Genomic DNA, 22,949 nt, shown 5'->3' with positions numbered 1-22,949 from the left:
TTGCCCAAATTCACGAAGAATTGACTCTCGGAGGGCAGACCATTGGGGTTGGCCGCCTGCCAACTGATGCCCGGATCACTGGACTCGCCGGTGCCGCGGTCGGTGATCGCTATCGCTCCGAAAGGAGTCACATTGGCCTTTAGTGTCAGGGAGTCTCCGTACAGCACGCGGAAACAGTCTAATGCCGCAACCCCCGCCGCGCCGATTTGCACTGGCTTGGGCTCGCTGATGGCCAGATAGTTCGTCAAGTCGCCGACCGGTGAAGAGCCGTCAGTGAGCACCTGAACATAATTGTACGTTCCCGGCAGCGTGCCCGAAGGAACCCGCACTTCCAATCCTGTGACTTGGTAAGGCCCTTCGGGAACACTAACCCCGCCGGTCGGGAAGAAGACCTGCCCATCTTTTTCCAGGGCCGCCCACACCATCCGGCCTGCGGCCGAGGCGCTGCCACCGGCACTGCCACGAACTACCGTTGTCCCGTCACATTCAATATCAACATCCGGATCCGGCTCTGATATCGGAGGGGGAGAACCGCCTGAATCCCCTGGGCAGAGCTTGTTATTCAAAGGTGGTACAGTCGGAATGACACCCCTGATGCAATCCCAGAACCGCTCTAGGGTGAAATCAGGGCATCCAGCAACGCACAGCCACGAGAGCACCGCCAAGGCGAGTGCAATCAGGCGACGGCTCCCGGTTAGTCCAAGCGGGGTCTCCATCCACGGCTCTCCGGCGCATCCCATGCGCCCAGGAGACTCCTTGCATCTAAGCGCGTGCCAATCACATCGCCTTCATTCCTGTTTTTACGGTCTATTATGGGACAATGAGTTAGAGGCGCGGACAAGTCCGGTTCGGAGTCGGATTTCAGGCGCCGCTGCGTCACCTGACGCAGTCTAATATTGGACAATTCAGTGGAAGTCGTTAGACGTCAGCAGAATGCCGCTGCGTCAGCCCCTGACGCAACCTGACGCAGCTGACGCAGCCGCGATTACGAGATTACGCCCAACTTCCGCCCGATCTTCGCGAATGTCTCGAGCACGAAATCGAGTTGTTCGTCGGTATGCGTGGCGGTGTACGATGTGCGGATCAGTGCCTGCCCGGGCGGCACGGCAGGGGAGACCACCGGATTGGTGAACAGCCCGGCGTCGGTCAGTTCGCGCCAGAATCGAAAGGTGAGAATGTCGTCGCCCACCAGGATCGGAATGATCGGCGTCTCGGTCGTGCCAATGTCGAAGCCCAGTTGCCGGAACTCGCGGTGCATGCGGTGGGTGATCTCCCACAAACGCGTCCGGCGTTCCGGTTCGCTTTCGATGATGTCGAGCGCGGCTATGCAGGAGGCCACCGAGGCCGGCGGCATCGAGGCCGAAAAGATGAGTTCGCGCGAGAAGTGCTTGATGTAGTGGATGACATCCTCTTCGGCCGCGATGAAGCCGCCCAGCGACGCAAACGACTTTGAGAATGTCCCCATCACGATGTCGGTTTCGTCGATCAGGCCGAAATGCTCGGCCGTGCCGCGGCCGCCCTCGCCCAGAACGCCGATCGAATGCGCGTCATCGACCATCACCCGCGCTCCGTGCGCGCGGGCCAGACGGATCACGTCGGGCAGTTTGACGATGTCGCCTTCCATCGAAAAGACGCCGTCGACCACGATCAGCCGTCCGCCGCCGTTGACCGTGTTGGTCAGCACCCGCTCCAGATCGGCCATGTCGTTGTGCGCAAACTTGACCGTCCGTCCGAACGACAAACGGCACCCGTCCACCAGCGACGCGTGATTGGATCGGTCCGCGTAAATCGTGTCGTTGCGTCCGACCAGGCAGGAGATGGTACCGAGATTGGTCTGGAAGCCGGTCGAGAAGACCAGCGCCGCCGGCCGCTTCATGAATTTCGCCAGCCGGTGCTCCAGCTCGACATGCAAATCCAGCGTGCCATTGAGGAAGCGCGACCCGGTGCATCCCGACCCGAACTTGCGCGCCGCCTCGGCGGCCGCCTCCACCACCTTGGGATGATTGGTCAGTCCCAGGTAGTTGTTGGAGCCGATCATCAGCAATTCCTTGCCGTCGACCGTGACCACGGTCCCCGGCGCGGAGGAGATGACGCGGAAATACGGGTAAATCCCCATCGCCATGACTTCCCGGGCGGTGGTGAACTGCCGGCACTTGTCAAACAGGTCGGCCGGCGTGATGGTCGTCTGAGTCTTCAACGTTGCCAACGGCCTTTGCTCGCTATTGATTCCAGTCCTTGGACGGCAGGCGCGGTCCGAGCGTGATCCCGCCCTGCATTCCGGAAACACAAGATCGGACCATTCCCTTGACGGTCAACCCGTTGCGAAAAAAGTCCGCCTTAACAAACGCCGCCTTGGCAGCCGAGTCAAGGCGATTTCCCCGCCGGGTCGCATGACCAACGACGCCGCCCCGATCGTCTTCCTCACCGGCGCCAACGGGTTTGTCGGCTCGCATTTGACCCGTGCCTTGATTGACCGCGGCTTCCGTGTGCGGGTCTTGATCCGACCGAAGGCCGATCGCTCGCGTCTGGCGGGCCTCGAACTGGAATGGATCACCGGCGATCTGGATGACCGCCTCGCCCTCCGTCGCGGCGCCGAAGGCGCACAGTACGTCATTCATAATGCCGGCCTGGTGCGTGCCCCGTCGCCGGAGGCCTACCACCACGCCAACTGCGTCGGCACGATCAAACTCCTCGATGCCGTCGAGGAGGTCGCGCCCGGTCTGAAACGCTTCATTTATATATCCTCGCAGGCGGCCGGCGGTCCCAGCCCATCCGACCGGGCCAGGACCGAGGAGGATCCGCCCGCTCCCCATACGCCGTATGGTGAAAGCAAACTCGCCGGCGAAAACGCCGTCATGGCCCGCGCCGACCATCTGCCGGTCACCGCCATCCGCCCACCGTCGGTCTATGGCCCCGAAGACACCGCCATTCTCGCCATTTTCCAAACGGTCGGCTGGCACATCAAGCCGGTCTTCGGTCCGCAGCCGCAACGAATCGCGATTGTGCATGTACAAGACCTCGTGCACGGCGCCCTGCTGGCGCTTGACAACGACCGGGCCAATGGGCAGGTGTTTTACATTGCAGAAGATCGTTCGTATGAACTGGCCGAACTGATGGAACTGATCCGTCAGGCGCTCGGCACCTGGGCCATCCCCATCAAGATTCCCAAGCCCATTCTGATGACCATCGCCGGCGCCGCCGACTACATTGGCAAGGCGTTCGGGTTTGTGCCGCGGCTCAACCGCGCCAAGGCGCGCGATTTTCTCATCCGCAATTGGACCTGTTCGACCGAAAAAGCCCGGCGCCTGCTCGGCTATCATTCGCAAATCCCCTTCGCCGACGGCGCGAAGCAGACCGCGCAATGGTACCGGGAGAGAGGATGGCTGTGAGCGGAATCTGGATTGTCATTCCATCCTGGTTGTATGCGGTCGCCGTCTCGCTGCTGGGACGCCTGGGGCAGGGGCGATGGCTGTCTCACCGCACCGTCGATGAGGCGCCGCACCCGCACTGGTGGCCCGGCGACTGGGGCAATCTGCTGATCACCAATCTGGTCTTTTTGTCCATCATCCCGATTTCACTGCTTTCGGTCATCGATGTGATCCTGCCCTTCACCGGCGCGCGGGCCGGGCTGGCGCTGGGGCTCCTCGCGTTTGTCTTCGGCGCGACACCCCTGCGGCTGCTCGATGCGTCCGAGCAGGGCTGGGATCGCACGTTGTGGAGCCTGCTCATCGACCTGTTACGCATCGGCGGCGCGATGACAATTGTCGGCGCCCTGGTATCCCGCGTATGACAGCGCCCAAAGTCGCCGATCCCCTGCGCGCGCTGCGGCGCGAGTTTCCAATCGCGCGCGGCACCACCTTCCTCAACCATGCGTCGTTCGGCCCGGTGCCGGTCCGTGGCCGCCGGCTGGTCGACGCATTGCTGAAAAAGCAGAGCATCATCCGCGAAGATCCCGATGTGGACGGGGAGACGTTCTCGCTGCTGGAAAAGTCGCGACGGCTTTTTGCGCGGCTGGCCGGCGCGCCGGCCAGTCGCGTCGCGTTTTGCCCCAATGCCTCCTATGGCCTCAATGCCATCCTCGGCGGGCTTTTGCTGAAGCCGGGTGAGCGGGTGCTGGTGCCTGTCAACGAGTTCCCCGCCGCCGTCTACGCTGTGCGCACGCTGGCTGAACGCGGCGGTTTGACGGTCGTGCCGATCCTCTGTCCCGATGGCGCGCCCGATCTCTCGGTGCTGGAAGCCGAATTGAAACGCGGCGCCGCCGTCCTGGTCACGTCCTGGGTGCAGTACTTCAACGGCTACCGCAACGACCTCGCACAGCTTGCCCGTCTCTGCCACGCGCATGGCTGCTTCTTGCTGGTGGATGTGACGCAGGGGGCCGGAGTGACGCCGCTGCGCATGACCGCCGATGGCGTCGATGCCATCGCCTGCGGAACGCAAAAATGGCTCCTGGGACAGACCGGCGGAGGGTTCTTTGCGATAGCCTCCGCGCCGATCCGTTCCGTGCGTCCGCCCTATGGCGGCTGGCTCGGTTACGATTGGGGATACACCTGGGGCGATCTGCAACGCTGGGACCGTCCCGCCTTCAACGATGGACGCTTCTGGGAAGTCGGGACCTATCCATTCTATTCCGTGCGTCTGGCCTACGCCGGGCTGTCGATCCTGGCCGAATGCGGCGTCGGACGGATCCACCGGCACATTCAGTCGCTGCACCGCCGGCTGGGCGAGCGGCTCGTGGGGACGCCCTGGCGGCCGCTGGTCTTTCCCCGCGCCGCGAACCGCTCGGCGATTGTATCAATTGCAGGTCCTCAGACGAAGGACTTGCATCGCCGTCTAACGGCGCAGCGTATTTATGTGTCGCTGCGCGAGGGGAACATTCGTGTGTCGCCGCACTTTTACAACACTGCCGCCGATGTGGACCGACTGGCCACGGCCATGATCCGTTTCGCGGCACACCGCGGGCGCAAGCAGTCGTGATGAGGGTACGCTGCCACATTGCCACGATGGCGCTGAGTGCCGCCGCGCTGCTTGTCGGGAGCGCGATCGCGCTGGCAGATCCCAATCCCCGCTACAAGCCGGGAGATTGGCGGGCGTTCACGTCGCTGCGCTTTGTGACTTCGGCCGCCGAGGCGCCGGACTATGTCTACTTCGGCACCCGCGGCGGCGTGGCCCGTTTCGATCGCTACGCCCGGCGCTGGGCCACACCGCTTACCACCGCCGAAGGGCTGCCCTCCAACGACATCCAGCGGCTCGCCTACAACCCCGACACCGATGAACTCTTCGCGCAGACCCCGGCGGGTTACTCCGTCTTCCGCCGCGTGTGGGACGAATGGCGCTACTCGCCCTCCTTCCCCGATTCGCTGGTGCGCCCCTGGGCCGAGCCGCGCATCGAGGGATGGTATCTGCCCCGGGGTTATGATGTGCTGACCGAGGGGTACTTCACCGACCCGCATCTGCGTTCCTACCGTATCGCCGGCGCCATCGAGGACTCCTACGGCAACGTGTGGATCGGCACCTGGGGGGACTTCGTCTGGCGCCAGCCCTACGCCGGCTTCGATCTCGAGCCGCAGGAGTGGGGACTTTTCCACGACAACGTCGCGGCGATCTTCCTCGACAGCGGCAAGGTCTTCTTTGGCGGGCCGACCTACTACACCACCGAGGGCGCGCTCAGCATTTACGACACCGTCAACTCCACCTGGCAATACATCGAAGCGCGCTATGTCGATGGGTTCGCCACCGATGCCATCTATCAGTTCGCCGGGACACCCGACGGAAAGACGCTCTGGATGGCCACCGATCTGGGCGTGGTACGCTACGACCGCGCCAGCGGACGCTTCCGCACTTATGGCCGCTCGCGCGGTCTGACCGATGACCGGGTCAACACGATCTGCCTCGACGGCGACTTCCTCTGGGTCGGCACGGAAAGCGGCGTCGATGCGATCTATCTACCCAACGATTCCGCGTTCTCGGCAACTTCTTCCGAGGTCGGCAACGCCCGCGTCCGCGCCATCGCCGCCGCCCGCGATGTGGTGTGGCTCGGCACCGACCGCGGACTTTTTCGTCTGGTCAAGCCCGCGGCAGAGTGGACGCGGTATGACCGGGCCGATGGCGCATTTGCGCGCAGTGTGCGCTCGCTGGTGGTCCATGACGGCCATCTCTATGTCGGGATGGAACGCGGCATCGGTGTTATTGATTTGAATCTCCGCGATCCGGCCCGGGTTTACGAATCGGTCGATGGCCTTCCCGATGACAATGTCTTCTCGTTGGCAGTGACCGACAGCATCCTCTGGGCCGCCACCCGCAGCGGTCTGGTCCGCTTTGTCCCCGCCACGCGGGAACGGCGGGTGTTTACCGTCGACGATGGCATGCTCTCCAACCTGGTGCAGGTCATCCAGGTCGATGGCGACTATCTCTGGCTGGGCACCGAGAAGGGCGCCAACCGCTTCCGCTGGCGCAACCCCGAGCGCATCGATTGAGCGCTGTTTTATCCGGCTGAAACTTTCAGGGCGCTTGCGGGTTTCATGCCGTATATTCGCCCCTTGACGCGAAACGACAGGAGGAAGTGGAAATGTTCAAACGCATGTCGATTGTTGCCGCGCTGACTGTCATGGCCTTGGCCGGATGGCTGCTGGGCCGGCAGACCGCGGTCAGCCAGACCACCGCCGGTCAGGCAAACGCCCTGCCCACCTACGATCTCGGCCTCATTGATGCCTACAGCGCGGTTGGGGATTCAGGTTACCAGTATCTCGACGATGGCAATCTCGAGATGGCCGTCGCCGCCTTCGAACGTCAGGCCCAATTGATCCCGGAAGGGAAGTGGGGCTACTACAATCTGGCCTGCGCCTATGGCCGCAACAAGCAGATCGATGCGGCTTTCCAGTGGCTGGCCAAGGCGGTCGAGAACGGCTGGGACGACCCGGATCACCTGAGCAACGACGGCGATCTGGAAGCCCTGCGCGCCGATGTCCGGTTTGCGCCGCTGGTCGAAAAGGCCGCGGCCAACCTGGACGCGGTGGCTCCGTTGTTTGCCAACGGTCTGCCCAAGTACGATACACCGCCCGCGTCGATTCCCGACAAGGATTCGCTCGAACGCTGGGTGGTGGCGCAGGAGGCGATCTGGCGCAAGCATCGCGCGGTGCGCTTTGCCTGGCAAAGCGATCTGGCCCGCATGGAATTTGAAGCCCGCCGGATCGCCGCGCAGGCCGCACTGGAGAAGGACAATCCCGAATTCGATGCCGGGCTGGAACGGGTCCGAGCTATCACGCGCATTCGCGCCATCTATGGCCCTTGGGGAGCGGTCGCCAAGGCGGCGATCAAGGAAATTGAAAACTATCTGGCTTCCGGTCCCTCGGCCGATGGCCGCAACGAGGCCAACTACCGGGCCGGTGTCGCCGCAACCTGCGAACTTTTGCCCAAGGGCCCGGCCGATCCGAACTGGGTGACCAGCACCGGCTCCGCCCGCGCCTACTTTGCCAAAGTCGAGCCGGGCACCAAGTACGCCGGCGCCGCCGAGGCCTGGCAACTGGCTTTCGCGCTTGAGGAAGCCGGCGACAACCGCGGATCGCTGAAGGGGAAGATCAAGGCGTTCACAGACCGCTACCGCGACGATGAGCCCGCCATGGACATCGCCGGCGCCTTCTTCCGCGAGGATGTCGTCGCCGCGCTCTGGCCGATTCCGACCGAAGGCGTCGATGTCGATGGCAAGCCGGTTTCTCTGGCCGACTACAAGGGCAAGGTTGTCCTCCTCGACTTCTGGGCGACCTGGTGTGGGCCCTGCCGCGCCGAACTGCCGCACATCCTGGCCGCCTACGAGAAGTACAAGGCGCAGGGGTTTGATATCCTCTCCGTCTCGCTGGACTACGCCGACAGGACCACGGTGGATGCCTACAAGAAGTGGATCGCCGAGAAAGGAATGAACTGGCGCCACATCTACGATCAGCAGGACTGGAACGGTCCGCTGGTGAAGGCCTATCTGGTCGATGGCTCCGGCATTCCCAGCCCGTTCTTGATCGGCCGCGATGGATCGTTGGCCGCTTCCGGCGATCAATGCCGCGGCGAAGAGCTGGCCAAGTCGATCGAGGCGGCGCTGAAGAAGGGCGCGTAGCGCGAATTCACGACAACTGAACGACGGCCCTGTCACGATGTGGCAGGGCCGTTTCTTGTTGGTGGGGCCAATTCGCTGGAGTTTGCGACGGACTGACGCATTGATGGACTGTCGTCGGCGGAGTCCGTCATCCCAAGACCCGGCGCTCTTGGCCGGGTCTTGGGATCCTTGTTGCTCTTTCAGTGGAACAGGTTTTCTACCTGTTCCACGCAGGCTGAGAACCCGTACCACCGAGGGTGGCATCAGCACGACACAGCAAAGGGCTGAAAGCCCGTGCCCCGTCGCGATTGCGGCTTACGTCACATTCCACCATGCGCGCGGCTGACTTTGGAGCATGATGGCAGATTGATGGGTTTAATGATTTCTTGGGGGCAGAAGTTATCAGACCCGAGCGAGTCCTGTTGCGCAACGCGTTTCTTGGCTGTCTTGCACGGGTGAGACCAATGCGATACTCCTACGATCTGCCGGCGCGTCCTGACAGCGCCAATCCAACCCCGCCGAGGATTAGCGCCGCGGCGATTATCAGACGTATCGTCAAGGGCTCCTCCAGCAGCACGACTCCGCCCCAGGCCGCCAGCGCCGGCACCGCCAGTTGCGCGGCAGCCGCGCTGCCGGTCGTGATGTGCCGCAGCGCCAGGTACCACACCGCATACCCCAGCCCGGATGCAATCGCCCCGGACGTTGCCGCCAACACGATTCCTTCGGTGCTTGTCTGCTGTCCGGACCATGTCAGTGCGCTGACCAGGAGCGCCAGCGGGAGCGCGCGGATAAAATTGGAAGCGGTCGCGCCCAATGGATCCGGCGCGTCACGTCCTGCCAGCGAGTACCATCCCCAAGCCGCGCCGGCCGCCGCCATCAGCATGGCGCTCGTCAGAGGCGGCGCCGCGACGCCAGGCAAGAGCAGATAGACGAGTCCGCCGATGGCAATCGCCAGTCCCGCCCACTGCCGCCCGACGAGACGCTCCCCCGTCGCGATCGCCCATCCCAGCATGGCGGCCTGCACCGCCGCAAACAGAATGAGCGCCCCGGTCGCAGCGCTCAGCCGTAAGTAGGCAAAGGAGAAGGGCGCCGCATACGCCGCCAACGCGACAGCCGGCCCCCATCCGCCGGCGCGTAGCCACGCCCAATTGCCCCGGAAACCGGCCAGCAGACCCAAAGTCAGCGCCCCGGCGAGCAGGCGGATGGAAGTAAAGCTGGCCGGATCGATCGTGTTTCCGCCCAGCGCCAGACGGCATAGCAGGGAATTGGCGGCAAACGCCGCCAGGGCGGCCACGAGAAGTGCCAGAGGTTTGAATCGCACGCGGGCAGGGAGAGCGGCATCGCCGGTTAGGGATGCCGCCCTCCCGGTCGATAATGATAGATAAGGATCGGGAGCCGCCAAGTCCGATTTCTGGATTGACAACCAGGATGGTCCCCGTTTCTTGAGGACAGGCTGTCTGGCACGGTTTCTTGACCTACAACTGAAGCGAGACGACGATGCGAAGCCGACTGCTTTATGCCGTGGCTGTTCTGACGCTGTGGGCCGTCACGCCCGTCCGGGCCGCCGACACACTCTCCACGCCGACCGTCTTCTACCAGGATGTTGCCTGGGCGCCCGATGGCAACGCGGTCGCCTTCACGGCGATGATCAATCAGAAGCCCTCCGAAGTTTACACGATGGTGCTGCGGGGCAAGCTGGTGACGCGCTTGACCAAAAACGACGCCGTTGATGCCGGGGTTTGCTGGTCGAAGGACGGGGCGAAGTTGTTTTTCACCTCCAACCGCGACGGCAACGATGAGATCTATGTCATGAACGCCGACGGCGGCGGAATGCGCCGGCTGACCAACCATCCCGGACGCGACGCCGCCCCCTGCCTCTCGCCCGACGGCAATGACATCGTCTTTGTCTCCGACCGCGACGGCAACCCGGACCTCTACATCATGAGTCTCAATGGCGCGACCGTCGAGCGGCTGACCAACACACCCGGCGCAGAACACAATCCGCGCTGGTCGCCCGATGGCCGGAAGGTGGCCTGCTATCTGTCGGCCGAAGGCGCCAAGGATCAGGTGGTCGTCATCGATGCCAACACCGGCGACTCGCGCATCCTCGGCGACGCCGCCTCCGGCAATTCCAACCCGAACTGGTCGATCGATGGCGCCTCTGTGATCTACTGCAGCGCGCCCGCCGAAGGCGAGCGCTGGATATTCGCCGCCGCGGCCGACGGCTCCAAAAACGACAAGCTTCTGCCATTGCCGGCCTTCTACGCCGCCTATTCCCCTGATGGCAAACGCATCGCCTACATCGGGGGCTCCTGGCCCTCCAGCAACCTCTATGTCATCGATTACTCCGATGGCACCATGCGTTGTCTGACCTGCGACATCACGTTGGACCCCGAATTGGTGGCCGAGACCAAGCCCGCCAAGTCCAAGAAGAAGTGAGATTCCCGCCGGCCAGCGGCATTCGGGTCAAACAGTTGCGGTTTTCCGCCGATAAGTACTATAGGACAGGGAAACTCGTGAAGTGGAGGCGGCTCGCCTGAAGATCAACTCCACATTCCTCGTGTCATCGAATTGTGACACAACGGGTTTGCTCTTGTCAGGGTTGCGGGGTTGGATATATTGCCTGTGGGGCCTTGGAAGCGCCCCTGATGTCGATAACCGCGTGTGATCGACTCACATCGGAAATGGAATCGATCCACCGGGAGGATGTAACCGCGTGAAACTCGAACTTCGTCTGGGTCTGCGTCAGGTCATGGCGCCGCAGCTGATTCAGTCCTTGAAGATGCTGCAGATGCCGGTCCTCAAACTGGAGCAGACACTTCGTCAGGAACTGGCCACCAATCCGCTGTTGGAAGAGGTCGAAGCGCTCGAAACCGAACAGGAAGAGATCAAGGAAGAGCAACTGATCGCCGAGCCGGCGCAGACCGAAGTCAAGCCAACGGAAGCGGGGCCCGAAGCCGACTTCGACTGGTCCACTTACCTCGACGAAGGGTCTGAATTCGTCCCGCGCCGCGTCTCCGAGCAATCCGAGGAGATGCTCGAGCACACGCCGGTGGCCGAGATCACGCTCTACGACCATTTGATCGAGCAACTGCAATTGGCCAAGACCTCCGACGAGGACCTCGAGATCGGCGAGTACATCATCGGCAATCTCGACGATGACGGGCTCTTGCACATGACCGTCGAGGAACTGGCCGCCGACCTGAAGGTCGAGCCGGCCAAAGTGGAGAAGGTGCTGCGGCTGGTCCAGACCTTTGATCCGCCCGGCGTGGGTGCCCGCGACCTGCGCGAAGCGTTGCTGCTGCAGCTGGCGCAAAAGAACTTGTCCGACTCGCTGGCGGCGCGCATCGTCGCCGAGCACTTCCACGAACTGGATCGCAAGACCCACATGCAGCTGGCGCAGTCGCTCGGCGTCTCGGTCGAGAAGGTCCAGCAGGCGATGGAGGAGCTGCGGCATCTCTCGCCGCGCCCGGCCCAAGGCCGTTTCACCGTCGCCGCCCGGCCCGTCGTGCCCGACCTCATCGTCGAGCGCATCGAGGAGCAGTATGTGGTCTATCACAACGACCGCAACGTGCCCCGCCTGCGCATCAACGGCGCCTACCGCGATCTGCTCAAGCGCGGCCAGAATGTCCCCACAGAGACCAAGCAGTACGTGCGCGAGAAGCTCGAACAGGCCCGCTGGCTGCTCAACGCCATCAACCAGCGGCGCTCGACCATGGTGCGCGTGATGGAGGCGATCGTCGAAGAGCAGCGCGAATTCTTCGAGAAGGGCCCGTCGTTTCTCAAGCCCCTCATCATGGAGGACATCGCCCGCAAAGTCGGCGTGAATGTGGCCACCATCTCCCGCGTCGCCAACGACAAGTATGTCCAGACCCCGCAGGGGGTCTACGAGATCAAGTACTTCTTCAATTCCGGCGTTGAGAAGTCCGACGGCGAATCGGTCACCAAGACCTCGGTCAAGCAACGGATCGCCGCGATTGTGGCCGCCGAGGACCCCTCCAATCCGCTGTCCGATCAGGAGATTTACCAGAGACTCCAGTCCGAGGGGGTCAAGATGGCCCGGCGCACCGTGACCAAGTACCGCGAGGAGCTGCACATCCCTGCGGCGCGGTTCCGCCGCAAGGTCTTCGACCGTCCGGCCAAGCCGGCGGAGGACGTTTCCGCGCCGCCCTCGGTCTCCGCCGCCAAGTCCGCGGCCTCAACCCTGTGGGAGTAAGGTTGCCTTGACGCCGATCCGCTCCTGCTCAACCGTGATTGCGTGCTTTCCGGGACAGGTGTATCATTGGCCTGTCCCGTTTTCATGGGCTGGACGGAACCGATTTCGGACAACCGACGACATTTTCCAACCACATCATCGGGAGCGCGATGGATCGCCACTTAGGACTTGAGATGGTCCGTGTCACCGAGGCGGCGGCGTTGGCCTCGGCGCAATGGCTGGGAAAGGGAGACAAGAACGCCGCTGACCAGGCCGCGGTCAAAGCGATGCGGTCGGTGTTCAACGAGATCGACTTCGATGGCACCGTGGTGATCGGGGAAGGGGAGCGCGACGAGGCGCCGATGCTCTACATCGGCGAGCGTGTCGGCACCGGCAAGGGGCCGCAGGTGGATATCGCCCTCGACCCGCTGGAGTGCACCAATTCGGTGGCCTATGCCCGTCCCAATGCGCTGGCCGTGGTTGCCATGGCCGCCAAGGGGCACTTCCTGCACGCGCCCGATACCTACATGGAGAAGATCGCCGTCGGCGAGGAGGCCCGCGAGGCCATCGATCTGCGCAAGTCGACCGCCGAGAACCTGCACGATGTCGCCGACGCCCTGGGCATGCCCGTGGAGAACCTGACGGTGGTCATCCTCGACCGCGACCGGCACGCCGATCTGATCACCGACGTGCGCAAGACCGGCTGCCGCATCCAGCTCATTCCCGATGGCGACGTGTCCGCCGCCATCGCCACGGCGTTGCCCGACACCGGCGTCAACGTGCTCATGGGCACCGGCGGCGCGCCGGAGGGCGTTCTGGCCGCCGCGGCGCTGCGTTGCGTTGGCGGCGCCCTACAGGGGCGGCTGCGGCCCCGCAATCAGACCGAAATCGAGCGCGCCCGCGCCATGGGCGTCACCGACATCAATCGCATCTACACCGAAAGCGAGCTGGCGCGCGGCGACAACATCATGTTCGCCGCCACCGGCGTCACCAATGGCGATATGCTGCGCGGCGTTCAGTTCACCGCGCAGGGCGCCACCACGCATTCCATCGTGATGCGCTCGCTGACCCGCAGCATACGCATCATTGAAACCCGGCACTCCGCGCTGCGCGGCACCGCGTTCGCGCACTACCACTACAAGGAGGCGTAGCGGCGCGCATGCGCCGCCCTTGGATTGATCTGGCGTTGTCTGGCACGGCCCACACGAATCCCGCGTGCTGTTTTACAGCATGCGGCGGGAAAGGAGACGGAGATGTCCGTACGAGTGACCGCGCGTCATTTTGAGCTCACCAGCGAAGTCAAAGACCACGTTGAGCACCGCTCCCGTCAATTCGAACGTTTCTTTTCCAATATCGTCGATCTGCACTGGATTCTCGAAGTTGATAAGCACCGTCATCTGGCCGAGACCTCGGCGCAGGTGCACGGCACCCTGCTGACCGGCAGCGCCGAGGCCGGCGACATGCGCACCGCCATCGATGAGGCCGCCGGCAAGATGGAAGCCCAACTCAAAAAGTATAAGGACCGGCTCAAGGAGAAAGATCCGAAGGCGATCATCGAGGCCAAGACGGCCTCCCTGCGCAACGGCGAAACCCTGGCCCAGTGACGCGCATCGGGAATGAGGGGGCGGCATGGACGCGGTGACCATTGAACGTCTGCTCGAGGACCGGCGGGAGCAATTCGACCTGACCGTGCTCGCCGGACGCTTGGGACTCAAAAAGCAGATCATCAACGCCGAGATTCACCGGCCCGGCCTGGCCCTGACCGGCTACGTCGACCGCTTCCCGCGCACCCGCACGCAGGTGCTCGGGGAGACCGAGATCACCTTCCTGGAATCTCTGTCCCCCGAGCGCCGGCGCGACATTCTCGACATGCTCTATCAGACCGGCGTGCCGCTGGTGATCGTCACCAAGAACCAGGCGGTGCCGCCCGAGATGATCGAACTGGCGGACAAATACCAGATCCCGCTTTTGGGCACCCGGCTGTCCACCACCGACTTCATCAACCGGCTCTCGGTGTACCTCGATGTCCGTTTCGCCCCCACCACCCAGATCCATGGCACCTTTGTCGACGTGTACGGCATCGGACTGCTCTACACTGGACGGTCGGGGATCGGCAAATCGGAAATCGCGCTCGACCTGATCGAACGCGGCCACCGTCTGGTCGCCGACGATGTCGTGCGCATCACTCGCCGCGCGCCGCAGGTGATTATTGGCACGGCCGGCGAGCACTTGGGCCACCACATGGAGATCCGCGGCGTCGGCATCATCAATGTCGAGAAGCTCTTCGGCATCCGTGCCGTCCGGCTCCAGAAGCGCATCGAAGTCGAGGTCCGTCTGGAACTGTGGCGGGAGGATGTCGAGTACGAACGTCTCGGCCTCGAGGACAAATACACCACGATCCTCGGCGCCGAGATCCCGCTGGTCACCCTGCCGCTGTCGCCGGGCAAGAACATCACGGTGATCTCCGAGGTCATCGCGATGAACCACATGCTGAAGGTCTATGGCGTCCACACTCCGCGCGAATTCTCGCGCGCCCTCACCGAGGAGATGATGCGCCGGCACGCCACCGCGCAGTACCTCGAGTCCGACACCGAGTGACGCGGGGCTGGAACGCGGGGCGAATTTTCCGATACAAGTAAGAAATGGCCGGGGAGCGTGTCCGGCTTCGTCAACCGGGCCGGCCGCGGGAGGGGAAGGGCGTTTGGACGGGTCATCCAAAGCCGAATTGAAAGTGGGCGCGACGGTTCTCATCGCGCTATTGATCCTCATTTCCGGTCTGCTCTGGCTGAAGGGCTTTCGCCTCGAACGCAGCCGCTACGTTCAGTACGTCTGGTTTCCCAACATCGGCACGCTCTCGACCGGTGATCCGGTCTCGATCTCCGGCGTGAACAAGGGCAAGGTCGCCTCGATCGATCTGGACGAGGGCGGGGTCAAAGTCGGGATGTACTTTGCCAACGACGTCCAACTGCGCGCCGACGCTGAATTCACCATCAAGAATGTCGGCCTGATGGGCGAACGGTTTGTCGACGTGCGCACCGGGACAGCGGCCGAGCCGCTGCCGCGCGACTCGGTTGCGCGCGGCGAGTACGACACCGGCATTCCGGAGGTCATGGGCCTGATGGGCCGCATGACCGAGGATGTCCGCGATCTGGTGGTCGCCGTGCGCGCCACCATCGGCTCCGACACGACCCTGCAGCGCATTGCCGCCATCACCGCCGGGCTGGAGCGCGTGGCGCGTCAGACATCGGACCTGATCGATCGCAATCAAACCGGCATCGACCGCGCCGTGGCCGACTTCGGCGAGGCGGCGCGACGGTTGCGGCTCACGATGGAAACCAACGAGCACGCGATCAACCGCTCCGTCGCTCGTCTCGACACCACCACGGCCCATCTCGCGCTCTTTGCCGATCGCCTCGATTCGCTGGCCGGCGCGGCCCATCAATTGGTCGCCGACCTGCAGAACGGCGAAGGCACGCTGCCGCGCCTTTTGCACGACGACCAACTGCTGCGGCGCTGGGAAGCCACCGCCGCGGACATCGACGCGCTGGTGCGCGATATCCGCGAGCATCCGCGCAAGTATCTCAAAGTCGACGTCCGGCTCTTCTGAGCACACTCGCCGCTTTTTCGCCCGGCACGGAGAAAAAGGCCAACATCGGCCCCGGCCAGCCGTTAGATTGTGACCGGCCCGGCGGATGATTCTGGCCGCCGCTCCGACCCACGTATGCTGCAGCGTCTGCGTCTCATCTTCCCATACGTCAAGCGGTACCGTCGCTACTTCTGGTGGGGGCTGGTGGCGATCATTGTCACCAACGCGCTGGAGTTGCTCTCGCCGTTGGTGCTGCGGCGCGCGATCAACCGCATCGAGCATGGCGGTGACGCCTCCCTCCTGATCTGGGATGCGGCGTTGATCGTGCTCTTGATGCTGGTTTCCGGCCTTTTCCGCTTCATGGTGCGTCGGACGGTGATCTGGGCGTCGCGCAAGATCGAGTATGATCTGCGCGGCGATCTCTTCGAGCATATTCTCAAGCTTGACGGCACCTTCTTTGACCGCACACCCACCGGCGATATCATCACCCGCGCCTCTTCGGACATCGAGCAGGTCCGCATGATGATCGGCCCCGGCATCATGCAGGGGGTCAACACGCTGGTGGTGGCGCTGGTGGCGATGCCGTTGATGTTCCATCTTGACTGGCAACTGGCGCTTTGGGTGCTCACGCCGCTGCCGATCCTGGCGGTCGTCACCAACCTGCTGGGCGGCGTCGCGCACAAACGCTTGATGGCGATTCAGGAGATGTTCTCGGCGCTGTCGGCGTCGGTGCAGGAGTCCTTCGCCGGGATCCGTGTTCTGCGCGCCTTCTCCCGCGAGGAGGACCGCAGCCGCCGCTTTGTCCGCGACAGCAAGGAATTGTTCCGGTTGAACATGCGTTTGGTCGCCATGTATGGCGCGTACATGCCGCTCATGACCCTGCTGTCCAGCGCCGCCATCGTGCTGGTTCTGATCGTCGGCGGACGCGGGGTGATCGACGGGCGCATCGACCTCGGCACGCTCGTTGCCTTCTCCGTCTATCTGGGCATGCTCATCTGGCCGATGATCGCGCTGGGATGGGTGGTGTCGCTCTATCAGCGCGGAGTGGTTTCTCTGCAACGCCTCGGCGCGATTCTGCAGACCAAGTCCGCTATCATCGAGCCGGCGGTGCCCGCGGTGTCACGAATCGAACGCGGGCCGTTGGAATTCCGCCATCTCTCGTTCGCCTATGGCGCCGCCCCGGCCGCCGACGGCGCCCCCGAGGCCCGCGGCCGTGAGTGGGCGCTTTATGACATCTCCTTTGTCATCCATCCCGGCGAGACGGTGGCCATCGCCGGCCCGACCGGGTCGGGCAAATCGACGATCGCCCACCTGCTCTGGCGACGGTATCCGGTGCCCGATCACACGCTGTTTCTGGCGGGCGTCGATGCCAACGCCGTGCCGCGCGCGTTGTGGCGGTCGCGCATCGCCGTGGTGCCGCAGGAGGCATTTCTGTTCTCCGAAACACTGCGGGCCAATATCAACCTGACCGGACGCGTGGCCGGCGACGATGACACCCGGCGGCTGGCCGAGAGCGCCGCCTTCGCCAAGGATGTCGCCGAGTTCCCGCAGGGGTATGAGACCGTCGTCGGCGAGCGCGGCATTACGCTCTCCGGCGGGCAGAAGCAACGGGTCACGCTGGCCCGCGCGTTGGCCGCCGACGCCGATGTGCTGGTGCTCGACGATGCCTTCAGCGCCGTTGACGCCCAGACCGAACGCGAAATTACCGACCGCCTGGCCGCGCAGTTCGGCACGCGCATCATCATCCTGATCACGCATCGCATCGCCACGCTGGCGCGGGTCGACCGCATCCTCTTTCTCGAAGAGGGACGACTGGTCGATGCCGGATCACACGATGAATTGGTCGCCCGCGGCGGCGCCTACGCCCGCTGGGTGGCGCGCGAGGCGATCATCGAAGAACTGGAGCGCATGTAGACCCATGTCCGAGCCGTTCTTTGAAGATGAGGCCCTCGGCAAGGCCTACGATCACCGCCTGATGCGGCGGTTGGTCGGCTATCTGCGTCCCTATCGCTGGGCGGTCTTTGCCTCGCTGTTGCTTCTCATCGCCGCCTCGGGCCTGGCCATCGCCGGACCGTGGGTGATCGCGCGCATCATCGACGGCCCCATCGCCGAAAAGGACATGGCCGGGCTGTTGAACTGGGCGTTGGTCTATCTGGGCATCCTCGCCGCGCAGTTTGTGATTCAATTCCTGCACATGATCACCACGCAGTGGATCGGGCAGCGGGCGATGCTCGATATGCGGACGCAGTTGTTCGATCACCTGCTCACGCTCGACATGAAGTTCTTCGATCGCAATCCGGTCGGGCGGCTGTTGACCCGCGTGACCGGCGATGTCAATCAACTCAATGAACTGTTCGCTTCCGGCGTGGTGACGATCTTCGGCGACGTCCTGACGCTGATCGCCATCGTGGCGGCCATGGTCTATCTCAATCCGAAGATGGCGCTGGTTACCTTCGCGGTGTTGCCGCTTTTGGCGCTGGCCACCTGGATCTTCAAAATCCGCGTCCGCGAGGACTACCGCGAGGTGCGCCGGCTGGTGGCCAAGGTCAATTCCTTCTGGCAGGAGCATGTCACGGGCGTGGCGGTGGTGCAGGGGTTCAATCGCGAAGCCGAGACCCTCGCGCAGCACCAGCAGCGTAACGCCGAACTGCGCGACGCGCACTTCCGTTCGGTCCTGCATTACGCCGTTTTCTATCCGGTGGTCGAGCTGATCGGCGCGATTTCGCTGGCGCTGATCATCTGGTATGGCGGCGGGCAGGTGGTCGCCGGGGCGATGACCTTCGGCGCCCTGGCCGCGTTCATCCAATACGCCGAGCGATTCTACGCGCCGATTCGCGACCTGTCCGAAAAGTACAATGTGCTGCAGGGCGCGATGGCTTCCTCCGAGCGCATCTTCAAACTGCTCGACACGCGGCCCGCCGTCGTCGCCGATCCGGCGCTAGCCACGCCGTCTACGCCCCCGGTGCCCGGCCATGTGCGCTTTGAAAACGTCTGGTTTGCCTATCAGGGCGAAGACTGGGTGCTGGAAGACATCAGTTTCGACGTGCATCCAGGCGAGACCGTCGCGATTGTCGGCGCCACCGGTTCCGGCAAGACCTCGATCGCCAACCTGATCACCCGGCTCTATGAATTCCAGAAGGGACGCATCAGCGTGGATGGCATCGACATCCGCGCCTGGGACCCGCGACGACTCCGCCGCCGCGTCGGCATGATCTCGCAGGATGTCTTCCTCTTTTCCGGCCAGGTCCTCGACAATCTCCGTCTCGACGATGACTCCCTGACACCGGAAGCACTGGCCCGTGCGGCCGAGCGCGTCGGGCTGGCGCGTCTGAGCGAGGGCAACGGCGATGCTCTGACGCGCCGCCTCGGCGAGCGCGGCTCGGGACTGTCGGTGGGGGAGAAGCAACTGGTCGCCTTCGCGCGCGCCGTGGCCTTCGATCCCGGCATCCTCATCCTGGACGAGGCGACCTCGTCGGTTGATCATCGCACCGAGTTGCAGATTCAGGCGGCCCTCGCCGAAGTGTTCGCGGGCCGCACCAACATCGTCATCGCCCACCGCCTCTCGACCATCCGTTCCGCTGATCGCATCCTCGTCCTGCACAAGGGACGGGTTCGCGAGATGGGACGGCACAGCGAACTGATGGCCCAGGACGGCATCTATGCGCGGCTCTACCGTCTGCAGGAAGAATCCGACCGTGACACCGCCGATGCCGAGCGGCTGACCGCCTGAATCCAGGGAGCATCCCATGACACCGCGCGCCGAACACGCCGCCCCGACCGACCCGCTCGGGCGTGAGTATCTGGAATCGGCCATTCCCATCGCCCGTGCCGCCGGCGACCTGCTGGCCGCTCACCTCGGCGGCACACACACCGTTGAGCTGAAAGGCGCCATTAATCTCGTCACCGAGATGGACCGCCGCGCCGAGGAGCTGATCGTCGCGTCACTGCAGAAGACCTTTCCCGACTTTGCGATCATCGCTGAGGAGGGCTCCGAGCGGCGGGCCGAAAGCGGGTACGCCTGGTATGTGGACCCGCTGGATGGCACGACCAACTACGCGCATGGTTTGCCGATCTTCTGCGTGTCGATGGGGCTGTGGCGTGGGGAGCAGCCGATCTGCGGCATCGTCTATCACCCGATGGGGCGTGAACTGTTCACCGCCACCAGCGGCGGCGGGGCGTATCTCAATGGGCATCGGCTATCCGTCTCACAGACCGCCGATCTGGGAAACGCGATTTTGGCCACCGGATTTCCCTATGACATTCGCGACAGCGAATTCGACAATCTGGACCACTTCGCCCGCTTCGCCAAGACCGCCCGCGCCATCCGCCGCATGGGCGCCGCCGCGTTGGACCTGGCCTGGACCGCCGCCGGACGCTTCGATGGCTTCTGGGAGATGAAACTCTCCCCTTGGGACTTTGCCGCCGCCACCATACTCTGTCGGGAGGCGGGCGCGCAGGTGACCGACTTCGACGGCAACCCGTTCACGCTGGCCCGGGGCCAGGCGGTCGCCGCCAACCCCGTGTTGCACCGGCAGATGCTGGCCACTATCAAACTCGGACGGTATCCGCGGTAGCGGCTGACGATGCACGACCTGTCAATACTCCGCGATCTGGCCATCATCCTCGCCACGGCCGTGGTGGTGGTGGGATTCCTGCGCCGGTTTGGCATCCCGCCCATCGCCGGCTACATTATTGCCGGCACCATCGTCGGTCCCAAATCGATCGCCCTCATCAGTGACCCGCGGCAAGTCGCATTGCTTTCCGAGATCGGCGTCGCACTCCTGCTGTTCGGCATCGGAATGGAACTTTCGTTGGAGCGACTGCGCCGCCTCTGGCGGTCGATCCTGGTCGGTGGCGCGCTCCAAGTCGGGATCACCGGGGGCATCTTCGCGCTCTTGGGCTTGGCGCTGGGGCTGACAGTTTCACAGACAATCTTTCTGGGGTTTCTGATCGCGGTTTCCAGCACCGCGATCGTGCTGCGCGCGTTGGAGAGCCGCGGCGATCTTCACTCTCCGCACGGCCGCCTGACGCTCGGCATACTGGTCTTTCAGGACCTTTGCGTCGTGCCGATGATGCTCGCCATTCCGCTCCTGGCCGGCGGTTCCACGGTGGGCGGCTGGATCTGGATTGCCGCGCTGGTGACTATCGCCGCGCTGATTGTCGTGCTGCTGGCGGCGTTCTTCCTGGTGCCGCGGGTGTTGCATTGGGTGGCGCAGACACGGCAACGCGATCTGTTCATTCTCACCGCCCTTCTGGTGTGCATCGGCACCGCCTGGGTCGCCACCCAGGCGGGTGTCTCCCTGGCGCTGGGAGCGTTTCTCGCCGGTCTGGTCATTTCCGGCAGTGAGTATCGGCATCAGGCGATGGCGGACCTCATCCCGTTCCGGGAACTGCTCACCAGCTTCTTCTTTGTGTCGATCGGGATGCTGCTTGATCCCGGCATCATCTTGCGGACGTTCCTGCCCATCCTCGCCTGGCTGGCGCTCATCCTGGCGGCCAAGAGTCTTATCGTGATGCTGGTGGTTTGGTTGATGCGTCTGCCGTTGCGGGTGGCCATCCTCGCCGGCCTGTCGCTGGCGCAGGTTGGCGAGTTCTCATTTGTGTTGATCTCAGCGGCGAACGGCACCCCGCTGATGGCGTACTCCTTCGGGGACACGCTGCTGGTGGCCATCATCCTGAGCATGGTGATCGCTCCGCTGCTGATGGCGCAGGGACCGCGTCTGGCCGAAGCCGCCGGCCGACGGACCTGGCTGATTCGGCTTTTCCGCGCTGCGCCCGCGCCGGATGAGGAAGGGCCGATCAGCCGCCTTCATGATCACGTCATCATCGCCGGCTGGGGTGTGGCCGGACGCGAGTTGGGGCATGCCCTGCGCGCCGCCGGCATACCCTATCTGGTGGTTGACCTGAATCCGCAGACTGTGCGCGAGGCCGCCGCCGAACATGAACCAATTGTCTACGGCGATGTGACCAACGCCGATGTGCTCGAGCATCTCGGTTTGCGGCGCGCGCGCATGCTGGTGCTGGTGGTCAATGATCCGCAGGCGGCCGAGCAGAGCGTCCGCGCCGCGCGGCGCATTTCGCCGGTGGTCCCGGTGCTGGTCCGCGCGCGGTTCGTCTCGTCGGTGGAGCCGCTGCTGAAAGCGGGCGCGACCGATGTCGTGCCGGCGGAATTGGAAGCGGCGGTGGAGGTCACCGCCCGTGTGCTTTTGGCCTGCGGGGCGAGTGTGGAAACCGTGGTCGATGAACGCGTGCGGATTCGGGATCGGCGCGGCATCGACGATGAGCCGCCCGCGGTGTCGGCCTAACGCTCCGTCGCTTCCAGCGAACGGAGCACGTCGCCGATCCGGTCAATCCGAAAGGGCTTCATGAGGAACGCGTCGGCCGCGCCGTCGGCGTATTCGCGCCCCGACAGCGACGGCGCATACCCGGAGATCATGATGACCGGCAGTTCCGGGTGCAGGCCCTTGATCGTCTTCACCAGCGTCTCGCCGCTCATTCCCGGCAGACGGTAGTCGACGATGATGGCATCGGGGCAATGATGCTCAATGTGGGTCAGCGCCTCCTCGGCGCTGCCGGCGCTTTCGACGTTGTAGCGCATCGCTTCGAGCACTTCCAGAAGCAGGATCCGGAACTCGGGATCGTCGTCCACCACCAACACCGCGCGGATCGGCCGCTTGGCATGGCCGTTGCTGTTGGCGTGCCCCAGCACCCGCTCCAGCACGTCCTCGATCTTGGAGAGACGGAACGGTTTCATCAGGAAGCCATCGGCGCCCGACTCGACCGCCTCGGCCTTGTGCTGCGGGACGGCAAACGCGGTGATCATCACCACCGGCAGCTCCGGCTTCTGCGCCTTGAGGGCCTGCAACAGGGTCAACCCGTCGATCTCCGGCATGCGGATGTCGGTGATCACGCAGTCGTAATCGTGGTGATAGACCATCTCCAACGCCTCACGGCCGTTGCCGGCCTGCGAAGTCGCATAGCCGAGCGCGCCCAGCGCTTCGGAGAGCAAACCACGGATGCGCGGATCGTCGTCGACGATCAACAGATGCTTGGGTGAGGCAGTGGTCACGGGCGACATCCCTCCTGGA

General features: G+C 63.9%; 19 protein-coding genes. 15 read left to right on the top strand and 4 right to left on the bottom strand.

All coding sequences use genetic code 11. The features are described from left to right. Both VNN55_03370 and VNN55_03365 read right to left on the bottom strand, forming a co-directional pair. A partial coding sequence (locus VNN55_03370) for a hypothetical protein (protein ID HWO56588.1) occupies window positions 1-716 on the bottom strand: 716 nt, incomplete at its 3' end. A 269-nt stretch (window positions 717-985) separates the two neighbouring features. Further along, the gene (locus VNN55_03365) at window positions 986-2,122 is read right to left on the bottom strand and encodes an aminotransferase class I/II-fold pyridoxal phosphate-dependent enzyme (protein ID HWO56587.1); all 1,137 of its coding nucleotides are present in this window, start codon (window positions 2,120-2,122) and stop codon (window positions 986-988) included. 268 nt (window positions 2,123-2,390) lie between these two features. Here VNN55_03365 and VNN55_03360 point away from each other — a divergent pair, with 268 nt between their 5' ends. From VNN55_03360 to VNN55_03340, 5 genes are all read left to right on the top strand, one after another. After that, complete coding sequence (locus VNN55_03360; protein HWO56586.1) at window positions 2,391-3,389, top strand: NAD-dependent epimerase/dehydratase family protein; 999 nt, start codon at window positions 2,391-2,393, stop codon at window positions 3,387-3,389. Then, window positions 3,380-3,790, top strand: a complete 411-nt coding sequence (locus VNN55_03355) for a hypothetical protein (GenBank protein ID HWO56585.1) — start codon at window positions 3,380-3,382, stop codon at window positions 3,788-3,790. The genes VNN55_03360 and VNN55_03355 overlap by 10 nt, the downstream gene beginning before the upstream one ends. Further along, window positions 3,787-4,974, top strand: coding sequence for an aminotransferase class V-fold PLP-dependent enzyme (locus tag VNN55_03350; GenBank protein ID HWO56584.1), 1,188 nt, complete (start codon window positions 3,787-3,789; stop codon window positions 4,972-4,974). Before VNN55_03355 ends, VNN55_03350 begins: the two co-directional genes overlap by 4 nt. Beyond that, window positions 4,974-6,473, top strand: a complete 1,500-nt coding sequence (locus VNN55_03345; protein ID HWO56583.1) for a two-component regulator propeller domain-containing protein — start codon at window positions 4,974-4,976, stop codon at window positions 6,471-6,473. Before VNN55_03350 ends, VNN55_03345 begins: the two co-directional genes overlap by 1 nt. A 92-nt stretch (window positions 6,474-6,565) precedes the next feature. Then, a complete protein-coding gene (locus VNN55_03340) occupies window positions 6,566-8,101 on the top strand; it encodes a TlpA disulfide reductase family protein (protein ID HWO56582.1) in 1,536 nt (511 codons plus the stop codon). A gap of 454 nt (window positions 8,102-8,555) precedes the next feature. On the opposite strand, the gene VNN55_03335 is transcribed toward VNN55_03340, so the two are convergent. After that, complete coding sequence (locus tag VNN55_03335) at window positions 8,556-9,401, bottom strand: DMT family transporter (protein ID HWO56581.1); 846 nt, start codon at window positions 9,399-9,401, stop codon at window positions 8,556-8,558. Window positions 9,402-9,577: 176 nt separating this feature from the next. Between VNN55_03335 and VNN55_03330 the strand changes: the two genes are divergently transcribed. From VNN55_03330 to VNN55_03285, 10 genes are all read left to right on the top strand, one after another. After that, window positions 9,578-10,519 carry a hypothetical protein gene (locus VNN55_03330; protein ID HWO56580.1) on the top strand — a complete coding sequence of 314 codons (942 nt, stop codon included), beginning with the start codon at window positions 9,578-9,580 and terminating at the stop codon, window positions 10,517-10,519. Window positions 10,520-10,796: 277 nt separating this feature from the next. Beyond that, window positions 10,797-12,296 carry an RNA polymerase factor sigma-54 gene (gene rpoN, locus VNN55_03325; GenBank protein ID HWO56579.1) on the top strand — a complete coding sequence of 500 codons (1,500 nt, stop codon included), beginning with the start codon at window positions 10,797-10,799 and terminating at the stop codon, window positions 12,294-12,296. Between the two features lie 149 nt (window positions 12,297-12,445). Beyond that, on the top strand, window positions 12,446-13,426 hold the full coding sequence (gene glpX, locus VNN55_03320; GenBank protein ID HWO56578.1) for a class II fructose-bisphosphatase: 981 nt from the start codon (window positions 12,446-12,448) through the stop codon (window positions 13,424-13,426). Window positions 13,427-13,528: 102 nt separating this feature from the next. Beyond that, complete coding sequence (gene raiA, locus VNN55_03315; protein HWO56577.1) at window positions 13,529-13,879, top strand: ribosome-associated translation inhibitor RaiA; 351 nt, start codon at window positions 13,529-13,531, stop codon at window positions 13,877-13,879. A gap of 25 nt (window positions 13,880-13,904) precedes the next feature. Further along, a complete protein-coding gene (gene hprK, locus VNN55_03310; protein ID HWO56576.1) occupies window positions 13,905-14,873 on the top strand; it encodes an HPr(Ser) kinase/phosphatase in 969 nt (322 codons plus the stop codon). A gap of 103 nt (window positions 14,874-14,976) precedes the next feature. Further along, window positions 14,977-15,882: an MlaD family protein gene (locus tag VNN55_03305; protein ID HWO56575.1), complete on the top strand. Its 906-nt coding sequence runs from the start codon at window positions 14,977-14,979 to the stop codon at window positions 15,880-15,882. A 114-nt stretch (window positions 15,883-15,996) separates the two neighbouring features. Next, window positions 15,997-17,775, top strand: a complete 1,779-nt coding sequence (locus tag VNN55_03300; protein ID HWO56574.1) for an ABC transporter ATP-binding protein — start codon at window positions 15,997-15,999, stop codon at window positions 17,773-17,775. Between the two features lie 4 nt (window positions 17,776-17,779). Continuing rightward, window positions 17,780-19,591, top strand: a complete 1,812-nt coding sequence (locus tag VNN55_03295) for an ABC transporter ATP-binding protein (protein ID HWO56573.1) — start codon at window positions 17,780-17,782, stop codon at window positions 19,589-19,591. 16 nt (window positions 19,592-19,607) lie between these two features. Beyond that, window positions 19,608-20,435 carry an inositol monophosphatase family protein gene (locus VNN55_03290; GenBank protein HWO56572.1) on the top strand — a complete coding sequence of 276 codons (828 nt, stop codon included), beginning with the start codon at window positions 19,608-19,610 and terminating at the stop codon, window positions 20,433-20,435. Window positions 20,436-20,444: 9 nt separating this feature from the next. Then, complete coding sequence (locus VNN55_03285; GenBank protein ID HWO56571.1) at window positions 20,445-22,166, top strand: cation:proton antiporter; 1,722 nt, start codon at window positions 20,445-20,447, stop codon at window positions 22,164-22,166. Here the strand turns inward: VNN55_03285 and VNN55_03280 are convergent. Then, window positions 22,163-22,930 carry a response regulator gene (locus VNN55_03280; GenBank protein HWO56570.1) on the bottom strand — a complete coding sequence of 256 codons (768 nt, stop codon included), beginning with the start codon at window positions 22,928-22,930 and terminating at the stop codon, window positions 22,163-22,165. The two genes, VNN55_03285 and VNN55_03280, sit on opposite strands and share 4 nt — an antisense overlap. Window positions 22,931-22,949 lie beyond the last annotated feature (19 nt).

This window comes from bacterium (assembly GCA_035559435.1).
Classification (GTDB): domain Bacteria; phylum Zixibacteria; class MSB-5A5; order WJJR01; family WJJR01; genus JACQFV01.
Note: the sequence above shows the minus strand (reverse complement) of the source record. Positions and strands in the feature narration are given on the sequence as shown.